Consider the following 24,265-nt stretch of genomic DNA (forward strand, 5'->3'; position numbering starts at 1 on the left):
AATGCCAGTTCCAGGAATCACAGTGGAGACCATCCTCCGAGACCATGACGACTTACAACTGGTACTCGTCACTGGGGAAGTTGGCCTTTCCAACCGAATCAATAGTGCTGAGATCAATCGGCCGGGTCTTTCCTTGACAGGTTTTTTTGACTTTTTTGCCAATGATAGGATTCAAATATTAGGAAAAGGAGAATGGGCTTACCTCAATTCATTATCCGAACACAAATTACGAGAGATCACAGACAAGTTTTTTGAATTCCATCTCAATTGTATCATTTATACCCATGGCAACGAACCGCAAATTCCATTTGTGGAACGTGCGAAAGAAAAAGGAATTCCATTATTCAAAACCGAAATTGCGACCCACCGTTTCATCACCCTCATTTCACAAATTTTAGATCGTGCCTTAGCTCCCAGGACAATGCGCCATGGGGTGCTCATTGAAGTGTTTGGAATTGGAACCTTACTTACGGGAAGGTCTGGAGTTGGGAAAAGTGAAACGGCTTTAGAGCTGATTGAACGTGGTCACAGACTTGTGGCAGATGATATGGTGGAAATTCGGCGTTTGAGTGAAAGTTATTTAATTGGTTCCTGTTCTGATTTACTCCGCCACCATATGGAAATTAGGGGACTTGGGATTCTCAATATCAAAGATTTGTTTGGTGTGGGTTCGGTTCGGGACCATAAACTCATTGAACTCATCATCAACCTAAAAGAATGGGAAGAACAAACTTCAGGAGATTACGAACGGACGGGAATTGAACAAAGTATGGAAGAGATCTTAGGTGTTTCTGTTCCTTTTATCGAAATTCCGGTCAAACCTGGAAGGAACATTCCCATCATCGTGGAAACAGCAGCCATGAACCAAAGGTTACGTAAGATGGGAAAAAATAGCGCCAAAGAATTTTCAAATAAACTCAATACTTATATCCAGCAGAGCACCATTGAAACAAATCCAATTAAAGATTAGAGAAGATAGTACAGGACTTCATGCAAGGCCTGCTTCTTTATTTGTAAAAGTAGCAGCCAGTTTTCCTTGTGAAATTTTTGTTAAAAAAGATGATATTGAAGTGAATGGAAAATCCATTATGGGACTAATGATGTTAGCCTTAGGACCTGGAACGGTATTTTCTGTGATCGCCGATGGGAAAAATGAGGAGGAGGCTTTACAAGCGTTAGAAACTTTAGTGGTTCAAAACTTTGAAACGAATGCCAAGTAGACTTTTACGATTTTTCCCCAATTTATCTGATGAAAATCGGTACTACTTACGTGATATCTTTATTTTTTTCCTCACCTTAGCTGTCTCCATAGGATTTTCTGAACTTGTATTTTTTAGAGAAGAAGAAGACATTTCGTTTTATTCAAAGTTAGATACTTATGTTTTCATCCTCATTCCCTTTTTCATTTTATCTTTAATTTTAAGTTATATCTATCGCAATCGAAGGAACCGTCAGACTGGTAAAATCCGAAGTTCCATTCGTTACCGTTTAACACTCGCATTTCTATTTGTTGCCCTTGTTCCTTCCTTACCCATTTTTATTTTATCTTCTAATTTGACGGGAAGGTTGATTGAAGGTTATTACCAAGTAGACATTTCCAATGCTCTACGATCTGCAAATCATTTTGTAGATTCCATCGAAAAAGAAAATGAATCTTCTTTTTTAGAGATTGTCAATCGCTTTCGATCCTTACTTGAAAAGGAAAAACCTGATAGTTTATCTATTTTTCAACTAGGGATCAAAAATGGCCTTTTTGAAAAAAATGATTTTTATTTAGGATACGTTGAAAAAGACAAAGTTCAGTTTGAAACCAAAAATTTATATAAGTATTTTTCGAATTTAGAATTCACCGAAACAAAAGAAAAAGGAATATACTTTAGTCGCTATTATTCATCTGACAAGGCTTATTTGGTGGCGAAGTTTTCCGTGAATCAGGATCAGGTATTGATCATCGCCGAAAGGATACATCGTGGTTTGGAGTCAGACGTATTTAATATTATAAACGCTACATCCACATATGAAAAAGTAAGTTTATGGAAAGAAAAAATTCCATTTAGTGTTCGCATCACAATTGCTAGTTTTTCTTTTGCTATGTTTCTCATTGCGATTCTTTTTTCGTTTTTATTTGCTAGGCGAATTTCAAAACCAATTATCAATTTGGCAAATGCCACAAAAAAAGTATCACTGGGAGAATCGGATATCCGTTTAGAAAAAACGGAAGAAGGGGAAATGGGGATTCTCATTGATAGTTTCAATCAAATGGTAAGTGACCTCAAAGCCAAATCAGATGAGCTTATGCATACACAAAGGATAGCAGCATGGAAAGAAGTGGCCCAAAGAATGGCCCATGAAATTAAAAACCCTCTTACTCCCATACAATTATCCGCACAAAGGATCCAAAGGAAATTTCAAAATCCCAAAAAAGAAAATTTAGAATCTGTGATATTTGATGCAACGGAAACCATTATTGGGCAAGTGCGTGTTCTGGAACATTTAGTGAAGGAATTTAGCGAATTTGCAAGGATGCCTGTTCCTGTACTTATCAACCAACATTTGAATCCAATATTGGAAGAAGCTGTGGCACTTTTTCGGGATACAACGGATATTGATTTTGAATTGAAACTCGCTGAAAATCTACCAGAAGTATTCCTCGATAAACGCCTGTTTCTTGGTGTAATAAACAATTTAATAAAAAATGCAGTCGAAGCAATTTTGTCCCAAGACAATTCCAAAGAGGAGTTGGACATTTTAGCAGTGAAACGTAAAAAAATTCGTGTCATGTCCAAATTACAAAAAAAGGCTCTTCGCAAAAGTATCGTGATCGAAATTGATGATTCTGGCCCTGGATTAAAGGAGGAATGGAAGGAAAAAATATTTGAGCCTTATTTTTCCACCAAGGAAAAACATGGTTCTGGAATCGGACTTGCGATTGTGCAAAAAACAATTATTGACCATCATGGACATATCTCCGTTGAAAATTCGAAGTTAGGTGGATGTAAGTTTCGTATCGAACTTCCTTTGGAACTTTCCTAATGCAAAAATTAATTTATATTTTGGATGATGAAAAAGAAATCCGTAAAACCTTGCGCGTGATATTGGAGGATGAAGAATATTCAGTAGAAGATTTTTCAAATGGGAAAGCCCTTTTAAAGGCTTTGTCCAAGGAAAGGCCTTCCCTAGTTTTACTTGATGTTTGGGTGGGAAAGGAAGATGGATTACAAATCCTTTTGGAATGTAAAAAATTGTATCCGAGCCTTCCGATCGTTATGATTTCTGGACATGGAACCATTGAACTTGCTGTGAATGCGACAAAAAAAGGTGCCGTCGATTTTTTAGAAAAACCTTTATCCATTGAAAAAGTAATCCAAACCATTGAGTCTTCAATTGAAAAAACGAAAGATAACGAAATTCCAAATTTCCAATTGGAAGTGGATGAGATTTTAGGAGAGTCACCATCCATCACTCGTGTTAAATTTGCAGTGTTCCAAGCAGCCGAAACCAATGCTCGTGTTTTCATTTACGGAGAAAATGGAACGGGAAAAGAACTCACTGCTAGATCCATCCATCTCAATTCCAAACGAAAAGGGGAACCCTACATTGAATTCAATTGTGCTGCGTTGCCAGAAGAAAGTGTAGAACAAGAATTATTTGGAAGTGAAACGTTAGGTGACAACCCCGAGATCAAACCTGGAAAATGGGAACAAGCCCAAAATGGGACTTTATTTTTGGACGAAGTTTGTGATTTGAGTTTGGCACTGCAATCAAAAGTATTAAAAGCCATCCTGGATCAAAAAATAGAACGGGTAGGTGGCAAAGAATTAGTCCCGGTTGACGTCAGGATCATTGCGGCAACCAATTCGAATGTGGAGGAAGCGATCCGAGACGGAAAATTTAGAGAGGATTTATTTTATGCCTTAAATGTAATCCCTCTCGAATTACCACCGTTACGCGAAAGAAACCAAGATATTCCACTTCTTGTAGAATTTTATTTAAAAAAGTCCATAACAGAAAATCATTTACCCAATAAAACCATCGACAGAGAGGGTTTAGATGCCCTGTCTTCCCATTTTTGGCCAGGCAATGTAAGAGAACTTGCCAATATCATCGAACGATTGAGTATCCTAGTTCCAGGAGAAACCATCAGAGCAAAAGATGTTAAAGAGGCCCTCCATGGTTTTAAAAAGGCAAATGAAATGGTGGCCCGAGGTGACTTAAAACATGCAAAGGAAGAATTTGAAAGGCAATACATCATCAAAACCTTACAAATTTGTGAAGGGAATGTCACTCGTACTTCAAAAGCTCTTGGGATCGAACGAACTCATTTGTATAGAAAGTTACGTTCCCTCAATATTTCTGTAGACCAATTGATCGAGGGTTGATATGAACCAAAAAACGATTTTAGAAAATTTTACTGATATCTTAAAAGAAACAAAATTCCTGATTCAAAACCAAACTTTGCCTGTGTTTCGTTTGCAAGAGGAAACAGATCCCAATGATTTTGTTTTCCCTTGGAAATCAAAAGTTCCAGAATCTTTAGAAATTCAGAAAAAACAGCAAAAGGAAAGCCAACGTAAAAATAGAGACCTCATCAATTTTTCATGTACGTTATGCCAAGGGAAACTGAGTGGGGTGAGGCAGTTTTTACACAAAGGAAGAAAACCAATTTTGGTATTACATTATTCGGGTGCGACAACTGCCAAAGAAAAACCTTTTACGAAAACTCGTCCTAACCAAATTTTTAAGGATAAGTTAACGGAAGTGAGTTGGGATGGAATCATCCAAAAGGTATTTGGTTTTTCTTTTGAGGAGTTTTATTATGAAGAATATCCCGCTTGCACATTTTCTCATACAGACTCCAAAGAAACTGATTGGAAACAAAGGTTAGAAACTTGTAAAGTTCACGTAAAAGAAACTGTGGAAGAGTTTGGAATCAAAGCCATTGTCATCCTTGGTTCGTCCGCAAGGTTGTTATTTGGACCGGAGAAAGCCAAAGAACAATTGGGAAAGGTAGAGGACTTGGATTTAAATGGAATTAAGATTCCGATGCTTACCACGAGATCACCAGAGGCACTTGTATTTCTTGGGGAAAAAGCAAAAAAATCCGATTCGGAAACGAACCTCTTCCAATATGGAAAGGAAAAACAAGACTTAGAAGAAAGTTTTATTTCTCATTTATCAGTTCTAAAACCATATTTATAAAATGATCCAATATGCGGAAGTAGCTCTCAATTTATCTTGGGAGAGTCAAACCTTAACCTACGAAGTGCCTGTTGGCATGGAATCTTTAAAACCGGGGATACGAGTTGTTGTTCCCTTAAATGGGAAAGAATGGGATGGGGTAATCATTGGAATCCACCAAAATCAACCGAGTTATGAAACACAAAGAATATTAAAACAAATTGATATAGAGCCAGTCATTACAAACGAGCAAATGGAACTTGCCCAATGGATGTCTGAGCATTACCTTTCCTCTCTCGGGGAAGCCTTGTTTCTTATGGTACCGAAAGGAAAAAAAAGGAAAGTTCAAAATCAAAATGATGTAAACGTTCAAAGCCATTTATTACATCCGTTAAATGAAGCCCAGCAAAAAGCATTTGATGAAATTAAGGGAAATAAAAATTCGAATACCCATTTGTTGTATGGAATCACGGGCAGTGGGAAAACAGAAATATACCTCCATCTGATGCGAGACATTTTGTTATCACCTACTGGAAGTGTGATATTTCTTGTCCCCGAGATTTCACTCACTTACCCAACGATCACTCGAATCGAAGCCATTTTTCCAAACCAAGTTGCCGTTTTACATTCTCATTTACGAATCTCAGAAAAATTTCAAAACTATTTAGATTTAAAAGAAGGAAAAAAAAGAATCTGTATTGGTACAAGGTCTGCGATCTTTGCTCCACTTTTGGATGTGAAACTTGTGATCATGGATGAGGAACATGATGGTTCTTACAAAGAAAATGGTTCACCTAGGTACCACGCACGCCAAGTGGCTTTACAAAGGATTTTAAAAACTAATGGAAAACTACTTTTAGGTTCGGCAACTCCTAGTGTGGAATTGTATTACTTGGCGATGTCAGGGCAAATTGGGTTTTCCAAATTAGAAAAACGTGCCAATTCCAAAGCAAAATTACCAACCGTCGAGATGTCAGACAAACAAGATGACAAACAACTGGTATCGGGTGACTTACAATATAAAATTTCAGACCGATTGAAAAAAAAAGAACAAATTATTTTACTACTGAACCGTCGCGGTTACAATCCCTTTATTTTTTCTCCGCAAACAAAGGAGTTTGTGCATTGTCCAAAATGTACTGCCACCTTATGTTACCATTCTGACCAATCAGTAAGGTGTCATTTATGTGGTTATAAATCGAGTTTCCGTAATCTAAAACAAATGTTTGGTGATGATTTGGATCTTTTTGGAGCAGGTACTCAAAAACTAGAAGAGTATTTATTATCACATTTTCCCCAAGCAAGGATTGAACGCCTCGATCAGGACAGTTCCAAAAATAAAGATGTTACACGGTTAGTCTTAGAAAAACTAGGGGAAGGAGAACTTGATATCCTCACTGGTACGCAGATGATTGCAAAAGGACTCGATTATGCAAACGTAACTCTTGTTGGTATCCTTAACGCCAATCATGGGTTAGGTGTCCCTGACTTTCGGAGTAGCGAAAGAACCTATGCCCTTGTATCACAGGTGGCAGGTCGGGCGGGACGCGGAGAAAAACCAGGAGAAGTGATCATACAGTCCAATGACCCAGAACACCCCGTTTTAAAAATGGCAAAGGACCAAAACTACCCTGCATTTTTTGAATGGGAGTTACAATTTAGAAAGGATCTTTTTTATCCACCCTTTGCAAGATTAGCAAGACTTGTCTTTCGTTCCAAATATGAAGATGTTGCAAACAAACAATCAGTCATTTATGGAGAACTCATCAAAGAACGGAAAGATGATTCCGTCGTGATGCTTGGACCAAGCCAATGTCCTTTTTATAAAATCGATAATAATTTCAGGTATCACATTTTGCTTAAAGCCAAATCGATCACAACACTACGTAACCTCCTAAAAGAAACAAAACAAAAATTTAAGTTGGATTCCAAATGTTACATTGAATATGATTTGGATCCCTTAGAACTTGTATAATTGCATAAGGAAAAAAAATGAAACTCTCAATCGGATACTTTGGATCCCCAGAACACTCAAAAGATTTATTACAAATGATCCTAGATGCAGGCATCCAAGTGGATTTTGTTGTCACTAATATTGACAAACCTGTTGGCAGAAAACAAATCCTCACTCCAACTCCTGTGAAAGTTTTAGCAGAAGAAAAAAAAATCCCAGTGATCCAATCTGTAAAACTTCGCACAGATTTAGATGCACAAAACTTAATTTTATCTTTCCAATCACCCGTACATGTGGTGTATGCCTATGGTTCCATTGTTCCTGACAATGTGTTTCAGGATCCAAAATGGGGCAGTGTCAACCTACATGGGAGTTTGCTTCCAAAGTACCGTGGTGCATCCCCTGTCCAAAGTTTTTTACTGAGTGGGGAAAAAACCACCGGGTTTACCATCCAATTCCTTGCAAAGGAAGTGGATTCAGGGGATATCATTTCCCAAAAATCTTGGGAAGTGGGTTCCAGTGAAACCACGGGGTCTCTCCTCCAAGCAATCACAAAAGAAGGTGGGACAGAACTCATTCGTCTCTTAAAGACATTGGAGGAAACGGGGGACCTGTGGAAATCGACTCCCCAAAAACATAACGAAGCCACTCATTGCCAAAAGATCACGGCAAGCCATAGGCCCATCCTTTGGTCAAAATCGGCATTCGAAATCCACAACCAAATCAGAGCTCTTTACCCCGACCCACTTGCCACAACAGAATTTCGTGGGAAAAAACTGATTTTCATTTCTTCCTATTTACCAAATCCAACCGAAGGGATTGTCCCACCACCATCGGAAACAAAACCGGGTTCCTTTTTTCTGCACCAGAAAAAAAGGCTTTTCTGCCTCTGTGGAGACGGAAACCTGCTTGGTATAGATACCTTACAACCCGAAGGGAAAAAACCCATGAAGGGATTTGAATTTTTTAATGGGGCGCGGGTTTTGACCGGAGAATCATTTACGTGAAAGAAAAGTTTCTTAAAATTTTACCTTACAGTGGTTATGTTCTATTTGTTTCCTTAGGACTCTTAGTTTTTTTTGTGGCAGCCTTCCTCGTGGTAGTTGTCCGTACGAAAGAAGAACAAAAGGTTTTGATGCCGTATGTAATTGGGAAAAATTACATTGAAGTGCATAATGAGCTGCAACGATTGCAACTCAAAGTCCGATTGGAATCGGAACGAATCCCTGAAAAAACAGATGGGATCATCCTAAGCCAATCCATTGATGCAGGAAAAGAAGTAGAAGCTGGATCGAAACTTTACCTAACCGTCAACATTGGATTTGATCGGGTGACGATCCCTGATGTCAAAGGACAAGATCTAAAACGAGCGAAAGCAATTCTGGAAAAGGTACTATCGGGAGAAGTGTATGTACCGTTACAAATTGGTGGCATAACGTATGTACCTGCTGTGGGGGATGAGCCCGCGGACACCATCATCGACCAAATCCCAGCACCCGGCAAAGAAACACATTCTGGTGAAAAAATTTACCTTCTGGTGACAGAAGCGAGTACTGACAAAAAATCAAACCAAAGTTTGAAAGAGAACAGTGATGAAACAAAGTTGGTTGGCATCCCGGTTCCCTTTGCAGTGGACTATTTACAACGGAAAAAAATCCCTTACGCAATCAAAGAAACCACAAAACCAGAGTTTCGTGATTCCCATGGACTTGTATCATCTTATGAATTGAAGCCAACAGGAGCCGAAATTGGAGCGTATGCATTAAAACCTTCAGCTTCCCTTGTCCATGATTATGAATTTTTAGAGTATGAGATTGATGACGATGATGTTTATTCGGCTAAGGTAAGTTATACGAAGCCTGGTGAAGCTGTGGAAATTGAAAAAGAAATTTTAACAAGCCAAACCTTAAAGGAAGATGAAATCCTCCGATTAGTCATCCACAGATCTACTGATACCAAAGTCACATTGGTAGGAAAAGAAACGGGAGTTGCCAAAGTTTGGAAACTAAAAGGAACCTATTAAGATGAAGATATCAGCATCCATCCTTGCCGCCAAACTCACGGGACTTGCGACAGAACTCCCAACGTACAAAAAAGAAAGTATCGATCTCATCCACATCGATGTGATGGATGGAAACTTTGTGCCTCAGATTTCTTTTGGAGAAGCCTTTACAAAAGAAGTGAAGTCACATACAGACATCCCACTTGATGTCCACCTTATGGTGAGTAACCCAGAACTGCATGTTCCGAAATACTTTGATCTAAAACCCTATTGCATCACGTTTCATATTGAAACCACGAACTTCTCAGTACGACTTGCAGAAGAGATCAAAAAACAAGGGATCAAAGTGGGTGTGTCACTGAACCCACAAACCCCTCCTGAATCCATCTCTCAAATTTTGCCTTACCTTGACCTGGTCCTCCTGATGACCGTTGACCCTGGATTTTATGGGCAGTCCTTTGTGAAGTCGGGATTTGAGAAAATTGCTGCGGTTCGCAAACTCACAAAACCATACAATATCGAACTTGAAGTGGATGGTGGTGTGAACGAATCCAATATGGAAGAACTCGCAAAACTCGGTGTGGACATCACTGTTGTGGGCTCTGGACTCTATAAAACAGGGGATCCAAACGCTCAGGGCAAAAATTTAAAGGAACTTGCTGCAAGTGGCCGAACTCGCTCTTGACAGAACGTCCCTATTTAAAAAACTCGCTAGAAAAGGGGTATTTTTCCTTGGTTAAATTAAGATTACAAAGAACGGGAACAAAAGCAGACCCGCATTATCGCATTGTGGCAGCCGACATTCGTGCACCACGAGATGGTAAATTCATCGAAGCGATTGGTCACTTTCACCCAACTGCATCCGCTGTTAAAAAAGCTACTTTCAATGAAGAAAAAACTCTTTCTTGGTTAAAAAAAGGGGCACAACCAACAGATACCGTGCTTGCTCTTTTGAAAAAAGACGACGTTTGGTCGAAATTCAAAGGTTAATTTGGATATGGATTCCTTAGTTCGTTATATCGTGACATCTCTCGTTGACCAACCTGACCAGGTAGCCGTCAACCAAGTACCCGGAGAGGAAGAAACTGTGATCGAACTTCGGGTGGCTCCCAAAGACCTCGGTAAGGTGATCGGAAAAAACGGAAGGATTGCGAAGTCACTCCGTACGGTGTTACAAGCCGCGGGAACCAAACAAGGCAAAAACTATACTTTAGAAATTGTCGACTAAACCAAGTTTAGTGAAAGTGGGGGTCTTTGGATCCTCACATGGAATCAAAGGGTTCATCAAAGTTTTCACAGAAGGGGAAACACTGAATTCCCTGAAAGCACCTACCACCTGCACAGTCAATGACCCTCTAGGAAAAACATCCACCATCGAAATCGAGTCCATTCGTCCGAATGGGAACCATTTCCTCGTGAAAATCAAAGGGTTCGATACTCCGGAAACCGTTGTGAAGTATCGTGGTTTTTCCTTGCTTTGGAAAAAAGAAGACCTTCCGAAACCCAATGATGGTGAAATTTATACAGAAGACCTTATCGGTCTTGTGATTGTATCCAAAGAAACGAAATCATCTCTTGGTTACCAAGTCACACAAGTGATCGATAACCCAGCTCATCCCATTTTAGAATGTAAACCCATCCAAGGCGAAGGGGAAACTGTCCTTGTACCGTTCCTGAACCAATTCGTAGGCGATTGGGATTTGGCAAACCAAACCATTGAATGCATTGATTGGGAGCAGTGGTTTGCGCTTTAATTTCATCACCCTTTTCCCCGAAAAAATCATATCCTATTTTGATACCGGAATTCCTGGGAAGGCAGTGAAACAAGGGGTTGTCGAAATCAATCCCATCCACTTACGAGACTTTGCTGATAACAAACACCAAAAGGTAGACGATACCATTTATGGAGGAGGGCCTGGCATGCTTTTGCAAGTGGGTCCCATCTACCGCGCTCTCGAATCCTTGGGAGAAAAAAAGGGGAAGGTCATTTTACTCAGTCCCTCCGGTGAACTGTTCAACCAAACCTTGGCACGTGAAATTTTTGAATCCTCTGATACCTTTACCTTGATTTCCGGGTATTATGAAGGGGTTGATCATCGTGTCACGGAGCATTTAATTGACAGGGAAGTGGCCATTGGAAACTATGTTATTTCATCGGGGGATTTAGCTGCTCTCGTTGTGGCGGATTGCCTATCTCGGTTTGTACCGGGTTTTTTGGGGAAGGAAGAAAGCCTTCTAGAAGAATCACACAACGAAACGGAAGAATTAGAATACCCCCAGTATACAAAGCCCTATGATTTTATGGGTTGGACGGTTCCAGATGTGCTCCTCGGTGGACATCATGAAGAGATCCGGAAATGGCGGCAAAAAAACCGCAAAACAAGAAATCATTCTTAGAGGAAGCCATGAATCAGATTCTAGAAACAGCACTCGCAGGCGAAGCAAAGAACGAACTTAATTTCGAAATTGGTGATACTGTAAAAGTTCACTACAAAATCGTTGAATCTGGAAAAGAACGTGTTCAGGTTTACGAAGGTGTTGTGATCTCCATTGCGAACAAATCACAAAGCAAAACTTTCACTGTAAGACGTGTTTCTTACGATATCGGAGTGGAACGAATTTTCCCTCTTCACAGCCCTCGCATTGCCAAGATTGAACTCGTTCGTAAGGGTTCTGTTCGCCGTGCAAAACTTTTTTATCTCCGTGATAAAAAAGGAAAAGCTGGTCGTATCAAAGAAAGAAAAGGCGGACAAGCAATTGTTGCCAAAGACAAAAAGAGACAGGACGAAGCTTCTAAGGCCGCAAAAGCAGCGGCAGCCACTGAAGCACCTAGCGCATAATTTCTTTCGATCTAACGGCCATCAAACGGCCGTTTTTTCCTGAATTCCAAATCTCCGACTTTGTTTGTTTCTCTTTTGATGAAGCAGGGCGTGGCACACTTGCGGGTCCTGTATCTATTGGTTGTGTATCCTTTTCTAGGCAGACATTGGAAAGGATCCAATCAGGTGAAATCTTAAACGGTCTCCGCGACTCCAAAAAAATCCCCGAACCAAAACGACTCACCCTTCGCAAAGAAATTCTAGAATATGCATCCTTTTGGCATGTAAGCTTTGTGAGTGCAAACTATATTGACAAATTCAATATCAACCAAGCAATTTTTTATGGAATCAACCGTGCTCTGCCAAAGCACCTAACGGACTTTCGTCGATCAGAAAACCAATCCGTTATGGGATCCAACGCCTCGAAAATTCCACAGAAAAACACAACTGAAATCAGTGAAACTGGGAATGGAAACGATTGGGAAGGACCAAAAACAAATTCATTACCCAACAAGCCCTTTCTCTTTTTAGATGGGAATTACAAACTGAAAGTCCAAACACCCATTGCAGGGTATCTATCCATTCCCAAAGGAGATGATTTGGTTCCATCCATTTCGGCAGCTTCCATCCTTGCGAAAACCTACAGAGACGAATACATGGAGAAGATGGATGGAAAATACCCTGGGTATGGGTTTGCCAAACACAAAGGGTATGGAACGGAGGAGCATAGAGAAGCGCTCCGAAAACTTGGAATTTCTCCCATCCATCGGTTGAGTTTTTGTGATTTTCTCCGAAGGGAAGGGAGTGAACCCTCTCTTTTCTCCGCTTAATCCCTCGGATCCTATCTTAAGCCAACTCTTTCGTTTGGTCGGGAAACCAATAGCATCGTTGTCGGAAAGAACAATGCCCTCGGAGTTTTTACAAAAAACAAAACTCGAAAGCCAAACAAGTTCCTTTCGCTCCGAGAAGGTCACCGGAAGCAGAAACCAAACTCTTAAAGGAATGCAAGAGGGAGTCCATCCGAATGCCAATCCAAAGCCAAAAGAAATTTCCCGATGGGAAGCCTTCACTCAACATGCAACCCAAGGGCCAGAACCCCAATCCTCAGACAAAACAACAATAGGCACGATTTGGAACTATTTCCTTGGGGAAACAAAAGCTTCTGATTGTTTCACCTATCACACTCACAAAAGAAAAGAAAATCTAACCATGGTTGTAGAACCCAATCAAAAAGGCTTTGCACTCTATGTGTTTTGGAAAGCAGAGGGGTTTGGACCTTATGGAATCATTTTTTATTACGAACCAGAAAAACAAAATCCAATTCGGATTGAAATTCTGTCCGACGGAGTGGGTACAATTCCATCTTTTCCTTCTCGTCCCTCCCTCAAACAAATGTTACAGGATTTGATAAGGGACTTCCCCCAAATTGGTGAGATTCATTTTGAAGTCTGGAATGATACGAACTTTAACGGGGATTATAGATGAAACCGAAGATGGTGGCACTTGCGTATCATCCAAATGAAGATAAAGCTCCCAAACTTGTGGCAAAAGCTGAGGGGAACCTCGCCAAAAACTTAGTACGAATCGCAAGTGAGGCTGGCGTTTTCATTGTCAAAGATGAAGTGATGGTGAATACACTCGCACATCTCCCAAATGGGAAAGAAATTCCAAGAGAATTGTATGAAGTTGTCGCCGCCGTCTTTCGGATTCTGGTTTTGGAACGAGAAAAGAAAAACAATTGATGTTTCTAAGCTTCTTACTAAGATTTACGCAATTATGCGGAAAATCTCCATACGTGACTTAGAGGCTGGTTCTAAGTTTACCAAGTCTCTTTACTTGGATAAGGACACTGTTTTTGTTGGAGCCGACCAACCCATCACACAACAAGACTTAGACCGTTTGGTCCAATTTGGGATTACCTTTATCCTCACTGACGGGGAAAAAGTCACTGCCGATCAAGCTGACAAATCTTCCAATGCTGGTGGACCAGGTTATTTTGATACAAACCTTCCGTTTTACCAAGACGATGAAAATTCCACTCGGTATAAATACTTACTCGAAAAAACCAATTCTTCCAAAGTTGAATTTAATGCGGTTTTCAAAGATTGTTTTGACTTGGTGCAAAAAACGTATAAATCAGCATCTGAGGGTCGTTATACGGAGATCAGAGAATTTCGAGAAATTGCAGAACGAATCGCTGACCATACCAAAACCAACGCACAAATTCCGATTTTACTTTTATCCCATTCCCATTCCGGTTATTATCTATACACTCATATTTGTTATGCGACATTTTTTTCTGTGATGTTAGGAAACTTCCTTGAGTTCTCAAGACCCAAACTCATTGATCTGGCACTTGCATCACTATTTGCCGACATTGGGATGGTAACGGTTCCTGAAGAAGTGTCCGAAAAAAAAGGAAACCTAACGGAATTGGATCTGAAAACCATCAAACGCCATCCCGTAACTGGTTACCAAATCCTTACCCAACGGTTAAAATTAAAAAACTCTCTTGCCATTGTTGCATTGCAACACCATGAAGCAGTGGATGGATCCGGTTACCCACAACGCATCCTTGCCAACCAAATTGAAGAACTCACAAAAGTTTTTATGATTGCAGACCAATTTGCTGCCATGATCCATCCAAGACCATATCGTGCTGCCATCCTTCCTTATGAAGCGATGAAAATTATGATCAGTGAAAACGTGAACCGTTTTGATTTAAAAATGGTAAGATTGTTTTTAAATAAACTTTCTATGTTCCCTGTGGGGTCCGGAGTTGTCCTTTCTGACCTTAGAATGGGTATGGTCATTGAATCAAACAAAGACAAACCATTAAGGCCAGTCATCAGAGTTACCAAAGACGCCGATGGAAGAAGGTTAAAACACCTTGAGTTTGTGGATCTTATGAAGGACTTAAATTTATACATCCAACAAGCGATTCCTTTTTCTCAAATCTACTAAATCCTTTGGGTAAGGAATGTTTTTTTAAAACGAAAAAAATCAATTTAGGTGGTTCTTTCGTTTTTCTTTGTTAGGTTTTTATAAGAATTTTGATTGGTTTGATTCAGATCACGATACAAGGACAAACCAAATGAATCGAATCGCCATGGGTAAACTTGGAGAAACCCTTGCCAGTGAATATTTACAATCATTGGGACATACAATCCTGTTCCAAAATTACCGAAAAAGAGTGGGTGAAATTGACATAATCAGTTTAGAGAACGGAAGACTGCATTGTTCGGAAGTGAAAACTTGGAACGAGTCTTTTGGATTTTTCCCATTGGAAAGCCTTCATGCGACAAAACGTGCCCGAATGCGGAAGGTATATTTCTATTTATTACAGGAAATACCTGCATTTTTCCACCTAACACCTAGCTTTAATTTGATCCATATCACGGAAAAAAAGGAAGTTCGTTTTTATTCGTCAATCTTCTAAATACTTCATCAAGGGAATTTTGTACTGAACCGATTGGTTTTGTATCCCACAAGGGAAACGCTCTCAAGGATGAGAGTTTGATTGTTACAAGGAAGTAACCACATGAGTCAATTTAGTGTATTTGGGAATTTAGCAGAAACCGATGAATTTGGACCAGACCCTGTTCTTTTACGAAAAAGGGGAATGGCATCGACCATCCAAAAGAAATTTGATACCTATAAGAAAAAGATAGATGATCCAGCCTATATGGATTATGCGATCAATAAAATCGCAATGGAAATTTCACATTTTATTTCCAAGTAGTTTATCCTAGGCTATAAATCCACTGGTATCCCAAAGTATAATGCAAAGCCTCCTGAATATGCACTTCCTTGGTTCTGGGAGAGAGGTTCCAATCCGCAATTGTCCTTGCGAGAGAAACAATTTGTTTTTTCTTTCGTAAGGAAAGTTGTTTCGTTTCACTCGCCACATCCAATTGTTTCAATACCTTTTTCTGTTCTTCGTCCTCCGGTTTTCTATCGTTCCTAAACACTATCCTTTGATTCAGTATCGATTTCAGTTTTGATTCTTCTAAGTGGATGGTTCTTTCCATGGAAGAATCGAAAAGGGTTTGGAAGATTGTTATGCGATCTAAAAAAGCACCACTGATTTTTTGTAAGTACAATCGAATTCTTTGTAAGGAACAATGGCAGTGGTTTTGGCTTTGGTAGTTGCCACAAGGGCAAGGGTTTGTGGAAAGTAAGAGGGTAAAATTTGTTTTGATTTTTGTTACTTCGTTCATCCTAGTAATTTCTAAATAGGAATCTTCCATTGGCATCCGTAAACTTTCTAAGATTCTATCTTTGAATTCAAGAGCTTCATCCAAAAACAAAATCCCACCTTCTGCCTTTGCAATTTCACCTGGTTGGTAGGGTAGTCCTCCACCAATGAGACCCACTTCGGTTGTGGAATGGTGGGGGGAGCGGAAGGGCCTTTTCTGAGTTGGGATTTCAAATTCACCAGAGCTCGTCCAAATCCCAACGGGACTCTTATCACTCGGGGACTTTTCTGGAAGCAGAGGTTCGAGTAACCGGTGTAACATGGTTTTTCCAACTCCTGGGCTTCCGAGTAAAACGCTATGATGGTTCCCAAGAACTGCATACAAAAGTCCTTGGAAGGCTTTCATCTGATACGGGTCTAAATAAACATTTTCCCAAACCAAAGGAATGTCCTCATTTGGATTTATTTTTCTCCTTTCTGGTGTTAGGTGTGAAAACATTCTGATTTCTTCTAAGTGAGAAAGGAAAAAATACTCACCATCAGGTAAGGATTCATTTGCTAAAGATTTAGGTAAGCAATAGACAGAACCATTAGTGCTTTTGTATTGCCAGAGAAAAGGGAGCAGTTCCTTTCCTCCGACAAGGCTCCCATCCAGTCCCAAGTTTCCTAAATAGATGATCTCCTTGGAAACAAGAGGGATTTGTTCTGTCGCTAGCAAAATTCCAACAGCAATTGCTAGGTCTATGGAAATCCGTTTTTTGGGGATATGGGTTGGTTTTACGTTTGTGATGATGGTTTCCATGGGAAAAACAAAGGAAGAGGCCTCTAGGGCCAATCGGATGCGATCTCGCGCCTCTTTTGTCACCTGCGGAACGTTGCCAAGGATTTGGAAATGAGGGAATCCCCTTCGAATCCCAACTTCAATTTGGATCTCTTTCGACCCATTCCATTCAGACAACAAACTTCCAACTTCTGCTCGTTTGGGACTCACATCTCATTTTGGTCAGTGATTGTCGCTTTTGGTCCAAAAAATAAAAAAGACTTTTCATAATTGAGGCACCATGGTGACTTTTCCTGAGAGTTTGCTTTGGTTTGTAGTATCATTCGTGTAATCCCCCTCGTTCTTCTCCTTGTGTTCAGCCACTGTTCACAACGATTGATCAAAAAAGAAAGACTTCGGGAGATCAATGAATACTATGATGGGAAGACGTATTCACTCCGTGAAGAAATCAAATTTTCCCAAACAGATGTTTGGAAAAAAGGAACCCTCGTTAAGATCTACATCGAATCAACTCCTTCTCTTTTGAAATTGAAGGTATACCCGATCCAAGAGTCGCGTGAGTCATCGGTAGGGAAACTCGCTGATTACATCATCAATGATGATGTGAAAAAAAGAGAATATGACTTGGATGATGTGGAAGAGTGGGTGAACCAAAAGTTCTCACTTGTGGAACAGAACTCCAAAAAAACAAAGAAATAAAGGTTTGGGATGCTTTCATTGTTCTATTATTTTCATTTTCCAGCTTTCTTTCTTTCTTTCTTGTTCAAGATTCTTCGGTGCAGTACCCGATACAATAAAAGTGAAGGCAATTCCATTCCTAACACTCGTTTTTTTCTTGGTTCCTGGGACGGTTCTGACAGCCAATCCTTTCCAGAAACTCCAACAAGAGATCAATGAAACATTGCCTACTGGAGATTCCACTGTATTTCGAATTTTTGGAAACCAATCCCAAGAACAAGAGGTGCAAAAACTATTTTCCGTTGGAGTCAACCAAACGGGAGAAGAGGAAGAAGTGGAACTCGCTTCTCTTGGCCTTCCCAAATACATTGATGTATCTCCTGTTGTGAGTAATACAGTTGTCCATGAATCAGGGATCGTTGTGAAAAAATACACGGTCCAAAAAAAAGACAATTTATCTAAAATTGCTCGTTCCTTTTCCATTGATGTTCCCAAACTCAAAAAAGCCAATTCACTCACAAGTGACCAATTGAAAATAGGCCAAGTTTTGGATGTACCTGTCCAAGTAAAGAATGCATCCTCTTCCCGAGTGGTCCTCAAAAAAGTATTCATATTGCCTGTCCCGCAAAGCCGTGTGACGTCTCGTTTTGGTCGTCGTGTGGATCCATTCAACAAGTACAACCGTGTTTACCACTCAGGCCTCGACCTTGCTGCAAAAGTAGGAGCTCCCGTCCTATCGGCGGCAGATGGTGAAGTCGTTTTTACGGGCCGAAATGGTGGGTATGGCAATTCTGTCACCATCCAACACAAAAATGGGTATAAAACAGTTTACGCCCATTGTTCCCAGATTTTAGTTGAGGTTGGGGAAACGGTGAAGATGGGACGTGTGGTAGCCCTTGTCGGAAGGACAGGTACTGCTACAGGAGCTCATTTGCATTTTGAGGTATTTCGAAACGGGAAAATCATGAATCCTGAATCGGCTCTCGGCATGACTGAAAAACATGTGACTAAACTTCCCAAATCTGAAGTAGCCGGAATGTAATCGGAGTTTTTCTCCGATTTGTGGGGAGCATGAATTTAATCCTTCAAAGAATCCAATCGAGTCAGTTTTTGACATTGATTCCGGTGGTTTTATTATTTTCGTTTTCACTTGCTTATCTTTTAAAACTAGTCCTCTTACTTCTTTTTTCGACCGAAACTGGGATGAATGTGGGAAGCCAAGTCCGACCCAAACAAATGAGGCAAGAGGTGATTCTTGCTGTTAGCACTTATGAGGACATCGTCACTGGTAATCTCATCCGTGGCCAGGTTTATGATCCCAATGATGCCACTAAACGGGGTGCGGACGGTTCCCCACTCGATCCTGAAATCGCCCAAGACAATGGGGATGATGACCAAATGCTCGTCACAGGAACCTTGTCTGGCCATTGGTCCTTTGCCCGTGTGACCATCCGAGAGAAACAAAACAATGATTCTGAGGAATATGGCGTTGGTGAAATGGTTGGCGGTTACAAAGTCCAAACCATCGAACAACACTATGTGGTCCTAATAAAAGGGGGACTTAGCCTTCGGGTGAATATTGGTGAAACTCCAGCGCAAGCAAAAGAGAGGATCCGACCAAAAGATGCTGCCCCTGTATCCAATTTAGGGCCTTCTAGCCAAACGATTCAGAAAGTCCTTTCCAGAGAAGACGTCAATCGCAAACTCAAAGACCCAAATACCATCTACAAAAATGCAAGGTTTGGCCCTCATTTGGTAGACGGAAAGATCGAGGGTTACAAAATCTATCAAGTGGCAAAAGACCATGTCTTTTATTCCCTTGGAGCACGTGGTGGTGATATCATCAAACGTGTGAACGGAATGCCACTCAATGAAACAGAGAAAATGTTGGAAATTTGGGGTTCAATCAAACAAGCCCCGAAAATTACAGTGGATTTAGAAAGACAAGGCAAAATAATCACATATGAATTTATCATTCGGAATTAAAATGAGAAATCGTCTCCCCTTCGTACTACTTTGCATTTGCCTTTATATGATTGTTACTCCCCAATTCTCACAAGAAAAAGGGAAACCAAAAGCAAAAACCTCACAAGAACCAGCTAGTTTCACTGCCGACTGGCGAGACACAGAACTGAAAGACTTCCTTATGGGAATGAGTGCCATCATCAAAAAGAATATATTGATCGATGATGCGGTGAAAGGGAAAAAGATCACCATCATTTCTCAGAAACGCGTTCGGATTGAAGATGCCTATGGGTTTATGAAGTCTGTTTTAGAGACACAAGGGTTTGGTCTGATTGAAGAAAATGACCTAATCAAAGTGGTAAAAATCAAAGATGCACTTGCCAAATCACCAATCGTTCGGATCGGAAAAGATCCAGTTTCGGATTCTGAAGTTGCATTGAACAAAACCATCACACAAATTGTTCCCTTAGAATTTTCGAATGCGATTGAACTAGAGCCCATTCTCAAACGAGTCACTTCACCTGATACAGATATCATCATTCCAAAAAACCAAAACACATTGATATTTTCAGGTTCAACGTCTGATATCAACAAATTACTCAAGTTAGTTGATAATTTGGATGTGAGGGCTGATGGACCAGGTTCCATTTCTTCTGCTGGTGACATTCATATTTATACATTAGAATACAATGAGGCGGAAAAACTTGCAGCAATCCTTGTGAAATTGGATATGCCAGATGCTCCCGTTGCACCAGTCCAAGGCCAACCAGGGGAAGCGGGTCCAGATGGAAAACCATCACCTCCACCACAACCTACCCCGCAAGCTCCAAAGGTTCCTGGAAAACAAGATAAAATTAAAGCAGTTGCCCACAAAGAATCCAATTCACTCATTGTTACGGCAACACCACAAGAATGGGAAGAGATTAAAAAAATTATCAAAATACTTGATACTCCCAGAAAACAGGTGTTACTTGAGGTTCTTATCGTAGAGTTAAGTTCTACTGACTTAAATGACTTTGGTATCGATTGGCGTTACCAAGAACTTGCATACGGGCAGTTTAACACAGGTCTTGCGGCACAAGGTGGAGTCATCGACAAAAATGGTCGACCAACGAATGTAAACACTCTCTCTGGTTTTTCACTTGGATTTATCCGTCGTGGTGGTCAGCAGATCATTGGTATCTTAAATGCGAACTCCACAAATGAGAATTTTAATGTATTATCAGCTCCACAAATTTTGACTTTGGACAACCAAGAAGCTGAAATCAATGTGGGCCAAGACGTTCCTGTTCGGACCCAAAACCGTAATGCCGGTCTCGGTGGTGATAATGCGGTAACAGTTGCTAACTTTGAATACCGACCAACAGGGATTAAATTAAAGTTCACACCACATATCAATAAAAACAATCGAATCACTCTTGATTTGTACCAAGAAATCAAAAACGTTGCCGGAATTTCTTCTGAAGCAACTGGTGGAAACCCAACATTTAACAAACGTGATATCAAGACGACAATTGTTGTGGATAATATCCAAACCATTGTGATTGGAGGTTTGCTCTCCAATGACAAACAAAAGAAAGTACAAAAAATCCCAATTTTAGGTGAGATTCCACTCCTCGGGACATTGTTTCGAAGGACCACCAATCAAAATCGTAAAACCAATTTGATGGTGTTTCTCACACCACATATCTTAGATGATCGAGATAAGTCGGATCGTATGACCATCCAAAAGAAAAATGAACAAGAAAGGATGGTGGATGAACGAGAAAAGAAACTGAGATGAGAAAAAGTTTAGGTCAGATTCTTTTAGAAGATGGAATCCTTACGATTAAGGATTTAGAAGACATTTCCAAACAACAGGAAAAAACAAATCTTCCCATCACTCATATCATCCAAAAAAAAGGTCTCGCTTCTGAAACCGATATCCTCAAAGCACTTGCGAAACTTCATAAAATGGAGTTTTACGACAAACTAGAGTTTGTTGCAAGTGAAGATATTTTTAATAAAATTCCTTTAAAACTTGTCCAACGTTCCAAAATCGTTCCGTTCCTTGTAAAAGGAAAAAAAGTTTTTGTAGCCACTTCTGATCCAACAGACCTCCATCCAATGGATGACATGCGTTCCTTCTTAAAAGGATATGAAATCCAATTCGTTCTCGCAACGGAAAACGAAATCATGCGTATCGTCCATTCTCAGTTTGATAAAACAACTGCAGAAGCAAAGGAAATGATGGATGAGATGGACGGAAGTTTTGGCGATCTTTCCGATGCCTTTGAGTCCGACGCACTTGATTTATCAAACGAAGCACCTATCATCAAAATGGTGAATGTGATTTTATCACAAGCCGTTTCAGAACGAGCTTCTGATATCCACGTGGAACCTTTTGAAAAATCAGTTGTGGTTCGTTACCGTGTGGATGGTGTTTTGCAAAAGGTATTAAGTCCACCTAAGTCGTATTTGGCGGGAATTTCCACGCGTATCAAAATCATGTCGAATTTGAATATTGCGGAAAATCGACTCCCACAAGATGGTAGGATCAAACTCAGGTTAGCTGGTAAAGATGTGGATGTAAGGGTCTCCATCATCCCATGCCAATTCGGGGAACGGATTGTAATGAGGATTTTGAATAAAACCGACCAAAAATATTCCATAGAAACAATGGGATTTAACCCTCAGATCTTAAAAGATTTTAAAGACCTCATCTACAAACCATACGGAATCATTTTGGTTACAGGACCAACAGGTTCTGGAAAATCAACAACCCTTTACTCGGCACTTTCTGAAATCAATACAGAAGAAAGGAATATCATCACTTGTGAAGACCCAGTGGAATACCAAATGGAAGGGATCTCACAGATGCAGATGAATGAAAAAATTGGTCTTACCTTTGCGGCAGGCCTTCGTTCGATTCTACGTCAAGACCCTGATGTGGTAATGGTAGGAGAGATCCGGGATGAAGAAACGGCAAGGATTGCTATCCAGGCTTCCCTTACCGGACACTTAGTATTTTCAACCCTTCACACGAATGATGCATCTTCCGCTGTGACAAGGCTTGTGGACATGGGGATTGAACCATATCTCATCACAAGTTCCGTATTAGGTTTTATGGCGCAAAGGTTAGTACGTGTTATCTGTAAAGATTGTAAAACGTCCTATAAACCGACAGACAAAGATTTGGCAGGACTTGGAATCCAAAGGAAAGAATTAAAAAATGGTGTATTGTTTCGTGGGAAAGGTTGTAGTTCTTGCCTCAATTCTGGATACAAAGGAAGGACAGGGCTTTACGAACTCCTTACTATGAATGATGAGATCAAACGTGCCATATTACAAGGTGCCGATGCCAATCGGATCAAGGAACTCGCAGTTAAAAATGGACTTTCCACATTACAAGAATATGGGAAGTACAAAGTGATTGAGGGTGTGACAACACCAGAAGAAGTCCTTCGGGTATCGTAAAACTATGCCACTGTATACCTATGTTGCCTTTAATAAAAAAGGAAAAGAAGAAAAAAACATTATCGATGCTGTCAATTTACAAGCAGCACGTAACAAATTAAAGGCGAAAGGATTATACGTAAGATCGATCGAAGAAGATCGTGAAAAAGAAGAACGAGAATTGTTCCCTTTTTTATCGAAACTTCTCTATCGGATTCCTAGAAAAGAAGTAGGTCTTTTTTGTAAACAATTGGGGACACTCATTGGTGCGGGAATCCCTCTCGATAAATGTTTACTTTCCATCATTGACCAAGTAGAGAATATTTATTTTAAAAAAGTTTTGATTGAGATGCGAGCGGACATTACAGAGGGATCAAGTCTCTCAGAGTCCATGAAAAAACACAAAACTGTGTTTCCCGACCAATACCCAAGTTTGATTTCTGTTGGTGAGTCAACAGGAAATTATGAGAACACCTTGCATCGGTTAGCGGAGCTGGAAGAAAAATCATCTGAGTTAAAATCCAAAGTCCAAGTGGCCATGATTTATCCCATGATTATGGGATTACTTTCTCTTGGGGTATCCATCTTTTTATTAGTGGTTGTGATCCCTCAAATTGAACAATTGTTTGCCTCCTTTGATGCCAAACTCCCACTTCTCACACGCGCAGTGATTTTTTTATCCTATGTCCTAACTAATTATTGGTATTTTATCTTAGGAATGATATCCTTTGCTTACCTTGGTTTTTTGAAGTGGAAATCTTCGCCCGATGGGAAAAAAGTTTGGGATACTTTTTTACTTAGGCTTCCTGTGATTGGAACCTTACTTCGAAAAATTTTAGTTTCCAATTTCGCGAGGAACCTTTCCATTTTACTCCTCAACCGAGTTCCCTTAATTGTTTCCCTCAATATTGTTTCGGATGTGGTAGGCCATACGGTTTTTAAAGAAGAAATTGATGCAGCCATCATTAAAATTAAGGAAGGGGGAAAATTGTCCGATTCCTTACAAGGGAGCCAAGTCCTTCCGCAGATGGTACTTGGGATGCTCAGTGCAGGTGAGGCTTCCGATAAAGTTCCCGAAATGATGAATAAACTCTCAGAAATCTACGAATCTGAGGTAGATACAGCAATAAAATCTTTGACCCAATCCTTAGAACCTATGATGATCATAGTAATGGGTGGAATTATTTTTACCATTATGGCGGCGATTATGACGCCTATGTACAAACTAACTCAAGAAATCCAGGGGATGTAGAGT

The 24,265-nt window shown here is 40.2% G+C and carries 27 protein-coding genes; 26 read left to right on the top strand and 1 reads right to left on the bottom strand.

Features of this window, described 5'->3' with window-relative positions; genetic code table 11:
- The first annotated feature begins 1 nt into the window (after position 1).
- From hprK to LEP1GSC202_RS01975, 20 genes are all read left to right on the top strand, one after another.
- On the top strand, positions 2 to 970 hold the full coding sequence (hprK, locus tag LEP1GSC202_RS01880) for an HPr(Ser) kinase/phosphatase (protein ID WP_015675813.1): 969 nt from the start codon (positions 2 to 4) through the stop codon (positions 968 to 970).
- Complete coding sequence (locus LEP1GSC202_RS01885) at positions 945 to 1,220, top strand: HPr family phosphocarrier protein (protein ID WP_015675749.1); 276 nt, start codon at positions 945 to 947, stop codon at positions 1,218 to 1,220. The genes hprK and LEP1GSC202_RS01885 overlap by 26 nt, the downstream gene beginning before the upstream one ends.
- Positions 1,210 to 3,033, top strand: coding sequence for an LIC_11548 family sensor histidine kinase (locus tag LEP1GSC202_RS01890; protein ID WP_015675736.1), 1,824 nt, complete (start codon positions 1,210 to 1,212; stop codon positions 3,031 to 3,033). The genes LEP1GSC202_RS01885 and LEP1GSC202_RS01890 overlap by 11 nt, the downstream gene beginning before the upstream one ends.
- Positions 3,033 to 4,379, top strand: a complete 1,347-nt coding sequence (locus LEP1GSC202_RS01895) for a sigma-54-dependent transcriptional regulator (RefSeq protein WP_015675826.1) — start codon at positions 3,033 to 3,035, stop codon at positions 4,377 to 4,379. Before LEP1GSC202_RS01890 ends, LEP1GSC202_RS01895 begins: the two co-directional genes overlap by 1 nt.
- Before the next feature lies 1 nt (position 4,380).
- Positions 4,381 to 5,199: a hypothetical protein gene (locus tag LEP1GSC202_RS01900; protein ID WP_015675793.1), complete on the top strand. Its 819-nt coding sequence runs from the start codon at positions 4,381 to 4,383 to the stop codon at positions 5,197 to 5,199.
- Position 5,200: 1 nt separating this feature from the next.
- Complete coding sequence (gene priA, locus LEP1GSC202_RS01905) at positions 5,201 to 7,153, top strand: replication restart helicase PriA (protein WP_015675717.1); 1,953 nt, start codon at positions 5,201 to 5,203, stop codon at positions 7,151 to 7,153.
- A gap of 17 nt (positions 7,154 to 7,170) precedes the next feature.
- Positions 7,171 to 8,139 (top strand): methionyl-tRNA formyltransferase, encoded by a 969-nt coding sequence (gene fmt / locus LEP1GSC202_RS01910; protein WP_015675785.1) that lies wholly within the window; start codon positions 7,171 to 7,173, stop codon positions 8,137 to 8,139.
- Positions 8,136 to 9,155, top strand: coding sequence for a PASTA domain-containing protein (locus LEP1GSC202_RS01915; protein WP_015675868.1), 1,020 nt, complete (start codon positions 8,136 to 8,138; stop codon positions 9,153 to 9,155). The genes fmt and LEP1GSC202_RS01915 overlap by 4 nt, the downstream gene beginning before the upstream one ends.
- Before the next feature lies 1 nt (position 9,156).
- Positions 9,157 to 9,819, top strand: a complete 663-nt coding sequence (gene rpe / locus LEP1GSC202_RS01920; protein WP_015675966.1) for a ribulose-phosphate 3-epimerase — start codon at positions 9,157 to 9,159, stop codon at positions 9,817 to 9,819.
- 47 nt (positions 9,820 to 9,866) lie between these two features.
- Positions 9,867 to 10,124: a 30S ribosomal protein S16 gene (gene rpsP, locus LEP1GSC202_RS01925; RefSeq protein ID WP_015675939.1), complete on the top strand. Its 258-nt coding sequence runs from the start codon at positions 9,867 to 9,869 to the stop codon at positions 10,122 to 10,124.
- A 7-nt stretch (positions 10,125 to 10,131) separates the two neighbouring features.
- Positions 10,132 to 10,362 (top strand): KH domain-containing protein, encoded by a 231-nt coding sequence (locus LEP1GSC202_RS01930; protein WP_012388646.1) that lies wholly within the window; start codon positions 10,132 to 10,134, stop codon positions 10,360 to 10,362.
- On the top strand, positions 10,352 to 10,888 hold the full coding sequence (rimM, locus tag LEP1GSC202_RS01935) for a ribosome maturation factor RimM (RefSeq protein WP_244147609.1): 537 nt from the start codon (positions 10,352 to 10,354) through the stop codon (positions 10,886 to 10,888). The genes LEP1GSC202_RS01930 and rimM overlap by 11 nt, the downstream gene beginning before the upstream one ends.
- Positions 10,878 to 11,531: a tRNA (guanosine(37)-N1)-methyltransferase TrmD gene (gene trmD / locus LEP1GSC202_RS01940; RefSeq protein ID WP_015675848.1), complete on the top strand. Its 654-nt coding sequence runs from the start codon at positions 10,878 to 10,880 to the stop codon at positions 11,529 to 11,531. The genes rimM and trmD overlap by 11 nt, the downstream gene beginning before the upstream one ends.
- 8 nt (positions 11,532 to 11,539) lie before the next feature.
- Positions 11,540 to 11,974, top strand: a complete 435-nt coding sequence (rplS, locus tag LEP1GSC202_RS01945) for a 50S ribosomal protein L19 (RefSeq protein ID WP_039927894.1) — start codon at positions 11,540 to 11,542, stop codon at positions 11,972 to 11,974.
- 116 nt (positions 11,975 to 12,090) lie between these two features.
- Positions 12,091 to 12,783, top strand: coding sequence for a ribonuclease HII (locus LEP1GSC202_RS01950; RefSeq protein WP_039927843.1), 693 nt, complete (start codon positions 12,091 to 12,093; stop codon positions 12,781 to 12,783).
- A 73-nt stretch (positions 12,784 to 12,856) separates the two neighbouring features.
- Positions 12,857 to 13,438 carry a hypothetical protein gene (locus tag LEP1GSC202_RS01955; RefSeq protein ID WP_015675809.1) on the top strand — a complete coding sequence of 194 codons (582 nt, stop codon included), beginning with the start codon at positions 12,857 to 12,859 and terminating at the stop codon, positions 13,436 to 13,438.
- The gene (locus LEP1GSC202_RS01960) at positions 13,435 to 13,695 is read left to right on the top strand and encodes an EscU/YscU/HrcU family type III secretion system export apparatus switch protein (RefSeq protein ID WP_015676031.1); all 261 of its coding nucleotides are present in this window, start codon (positions 13,435 to 13,437) and stop codon (positions 13,693 to 13,695) included. The genes LEP1GSC202_RS01955 and LEP1GSC202_RS01960 overlap by 4 nt, the downstream gene beginning before the upstream one ends.
- Before the next feature lie 34 nt (positions 13,696 to 13,729).
- Positions 13,730 to 14,917 (top strand): HD-GYP domain-containing protein, encoded by a 1,188-nt coding sequence (locus LEP1GSC202_RS01965; RefSeq protein ID WP_015675963.1) that lies wholly within the window; start codon positions 13,730 to 13,732, stop codon positions 14,915 to 14,917.
- Positions 14,918 to 15,047: 130 nt separating this feature from the next.
- Positions 15,048 to 15,392, top strand: coding sequence for a YraN family protein (locus tag LEP1GSC202_RS01970; protein WP_039927898.1), 345 nt, complete (start codon positions 15,048 to 15,050; stop codon positions 15,390 to 15,392).
- 102 nt (positions 15,393 to 15,494) lie between these two features.
- Positions 15,495 to 15,695: a hypothetical protein gene (locus tag LEP1GSC202_RS01975; RefSeq protein ID WP_012476271.1), complete on the top strand. Its 201-nt coding sequence runs from the start codon at positions 15,495 to 15,497 to the stop codon at positions 15,693 to 15,695.
- Position 15,696: 1 nt separating this feature from the next.
- Here the strand turns inward: LEP1GSC202_RS01975 and LEP1GSC202_RS01980 are convergent, their stop codons facing one another.
- Positions 15,697 to 17,142 carry an ATP-binding protein gene (locus LEP1GSC202_RS01980; protein ID WP_039927847.1) on the bottom strand — a complete coding sequence of 482 codons (1,446 nt, stop codon included), beginning with the start codon at positions 17,140 to 17,142 and terminating at the stop codon, positions 15,697 to 15,699.
- Between the two features lie 165 nt (positions 17,143 to 17,307).
- Here LEP1GSC202_RS01980 and LEP1GSC202_RS01985 point away from each other — a divergent pair, with 165 nt between their 5' ends.
- The 6 genes from LEP1GSC202_RS01985 (at position 17,308) to LEP1GSC202_RS02010 (ending at position 24,262) form a co-directional block, all read left to right on the top strand.
- Positions 17,308 to 17,631: a type II secretion system-associated lipoprotein gene (locus LEP1GSC202_RS01985; protein ID WP_015675852.1), complete on the top strand. Its 324-nt coding sequence runs from the start codon at positions 17,308 to 17,310 to the stop codon at positions 17,629 to 17,631.
- Positions 17,632 to 17,731: 100 nt separating this feature from the next.
- Complete coding sequence (locus LEP1GSC202_RS01990; protein ID WP_015675887.1) at positions 17,732 to 18,652, top strand: peptidoglycan DD-metalloendopeptidase family protein; 921 nt, start codon at positions 17,732 to 17,734, stop codon at positions 18,650 to 18,652.
- Positions 18,653 to 18,681: 29 nt separating this feature from the next.
- Positions 18,682 to 19,596 carry a hypothetical protein gene (locus LEP1GSC202_RS01995; RefSeq protein ID WP_015676006.1) on the top strand — a complete coding sequence of 305 codons (915 nt, stop codon included), beginning with the start codon at positions 18,682 to 18,684 and terminating at the stop codon, positions 19,594 to 19,596.
- A gap of 1 nt (position 19,597) precedes the next feature.
- Entirely contained in the window at positions 19,598 to 21,358 is a 1,761-nt protein-coding gene (gene gspD, locus LEP1GSC202_RS02000; protein ID WP_039927901.1) for a type II secretion system secretin GspD, read from the top strand.
- Positions 21,355 to 23,031, top strand: coding sequence for a type II secretion system ATPase GspE (gene gspE / locus LEP1GSC202_RS02005; RefSeq protein WP_015675705.1), 1,677 nt, complete (start codon positions 21,355 to 21,357; stop codon positions 23,029 to 23,031). Before gspD ends, gspE begins: the two co-directional genes overlap by 4 nt.
- A 4-nt stretch (positions 23,032 to 23,035) precedes the next feature.
- Entirely contained in the window at positions 23,036 to 24,262 is a 1,227-nt protein-coding gene (locus LEP1GSC202_RS02010) for a type II secretion system F family protein (protein ID WP_015675741.1), read from the top strand.
- Positions 24,263 to 24,265 lie beyond the last annotated feature (3 nt).

Source organism: Leptospira yanagawae serovar Saopaulo str. Sao Paulo = ATCC 700523, assembly GCF_000332475.2.
Taxonomy (GTDB): domain Bacteria; phylum Spirochaetota; class Leptospiria; order Leptospirales; family Leptospiraceae; genus Leptospira_A; species Leptospira_A yanagawae.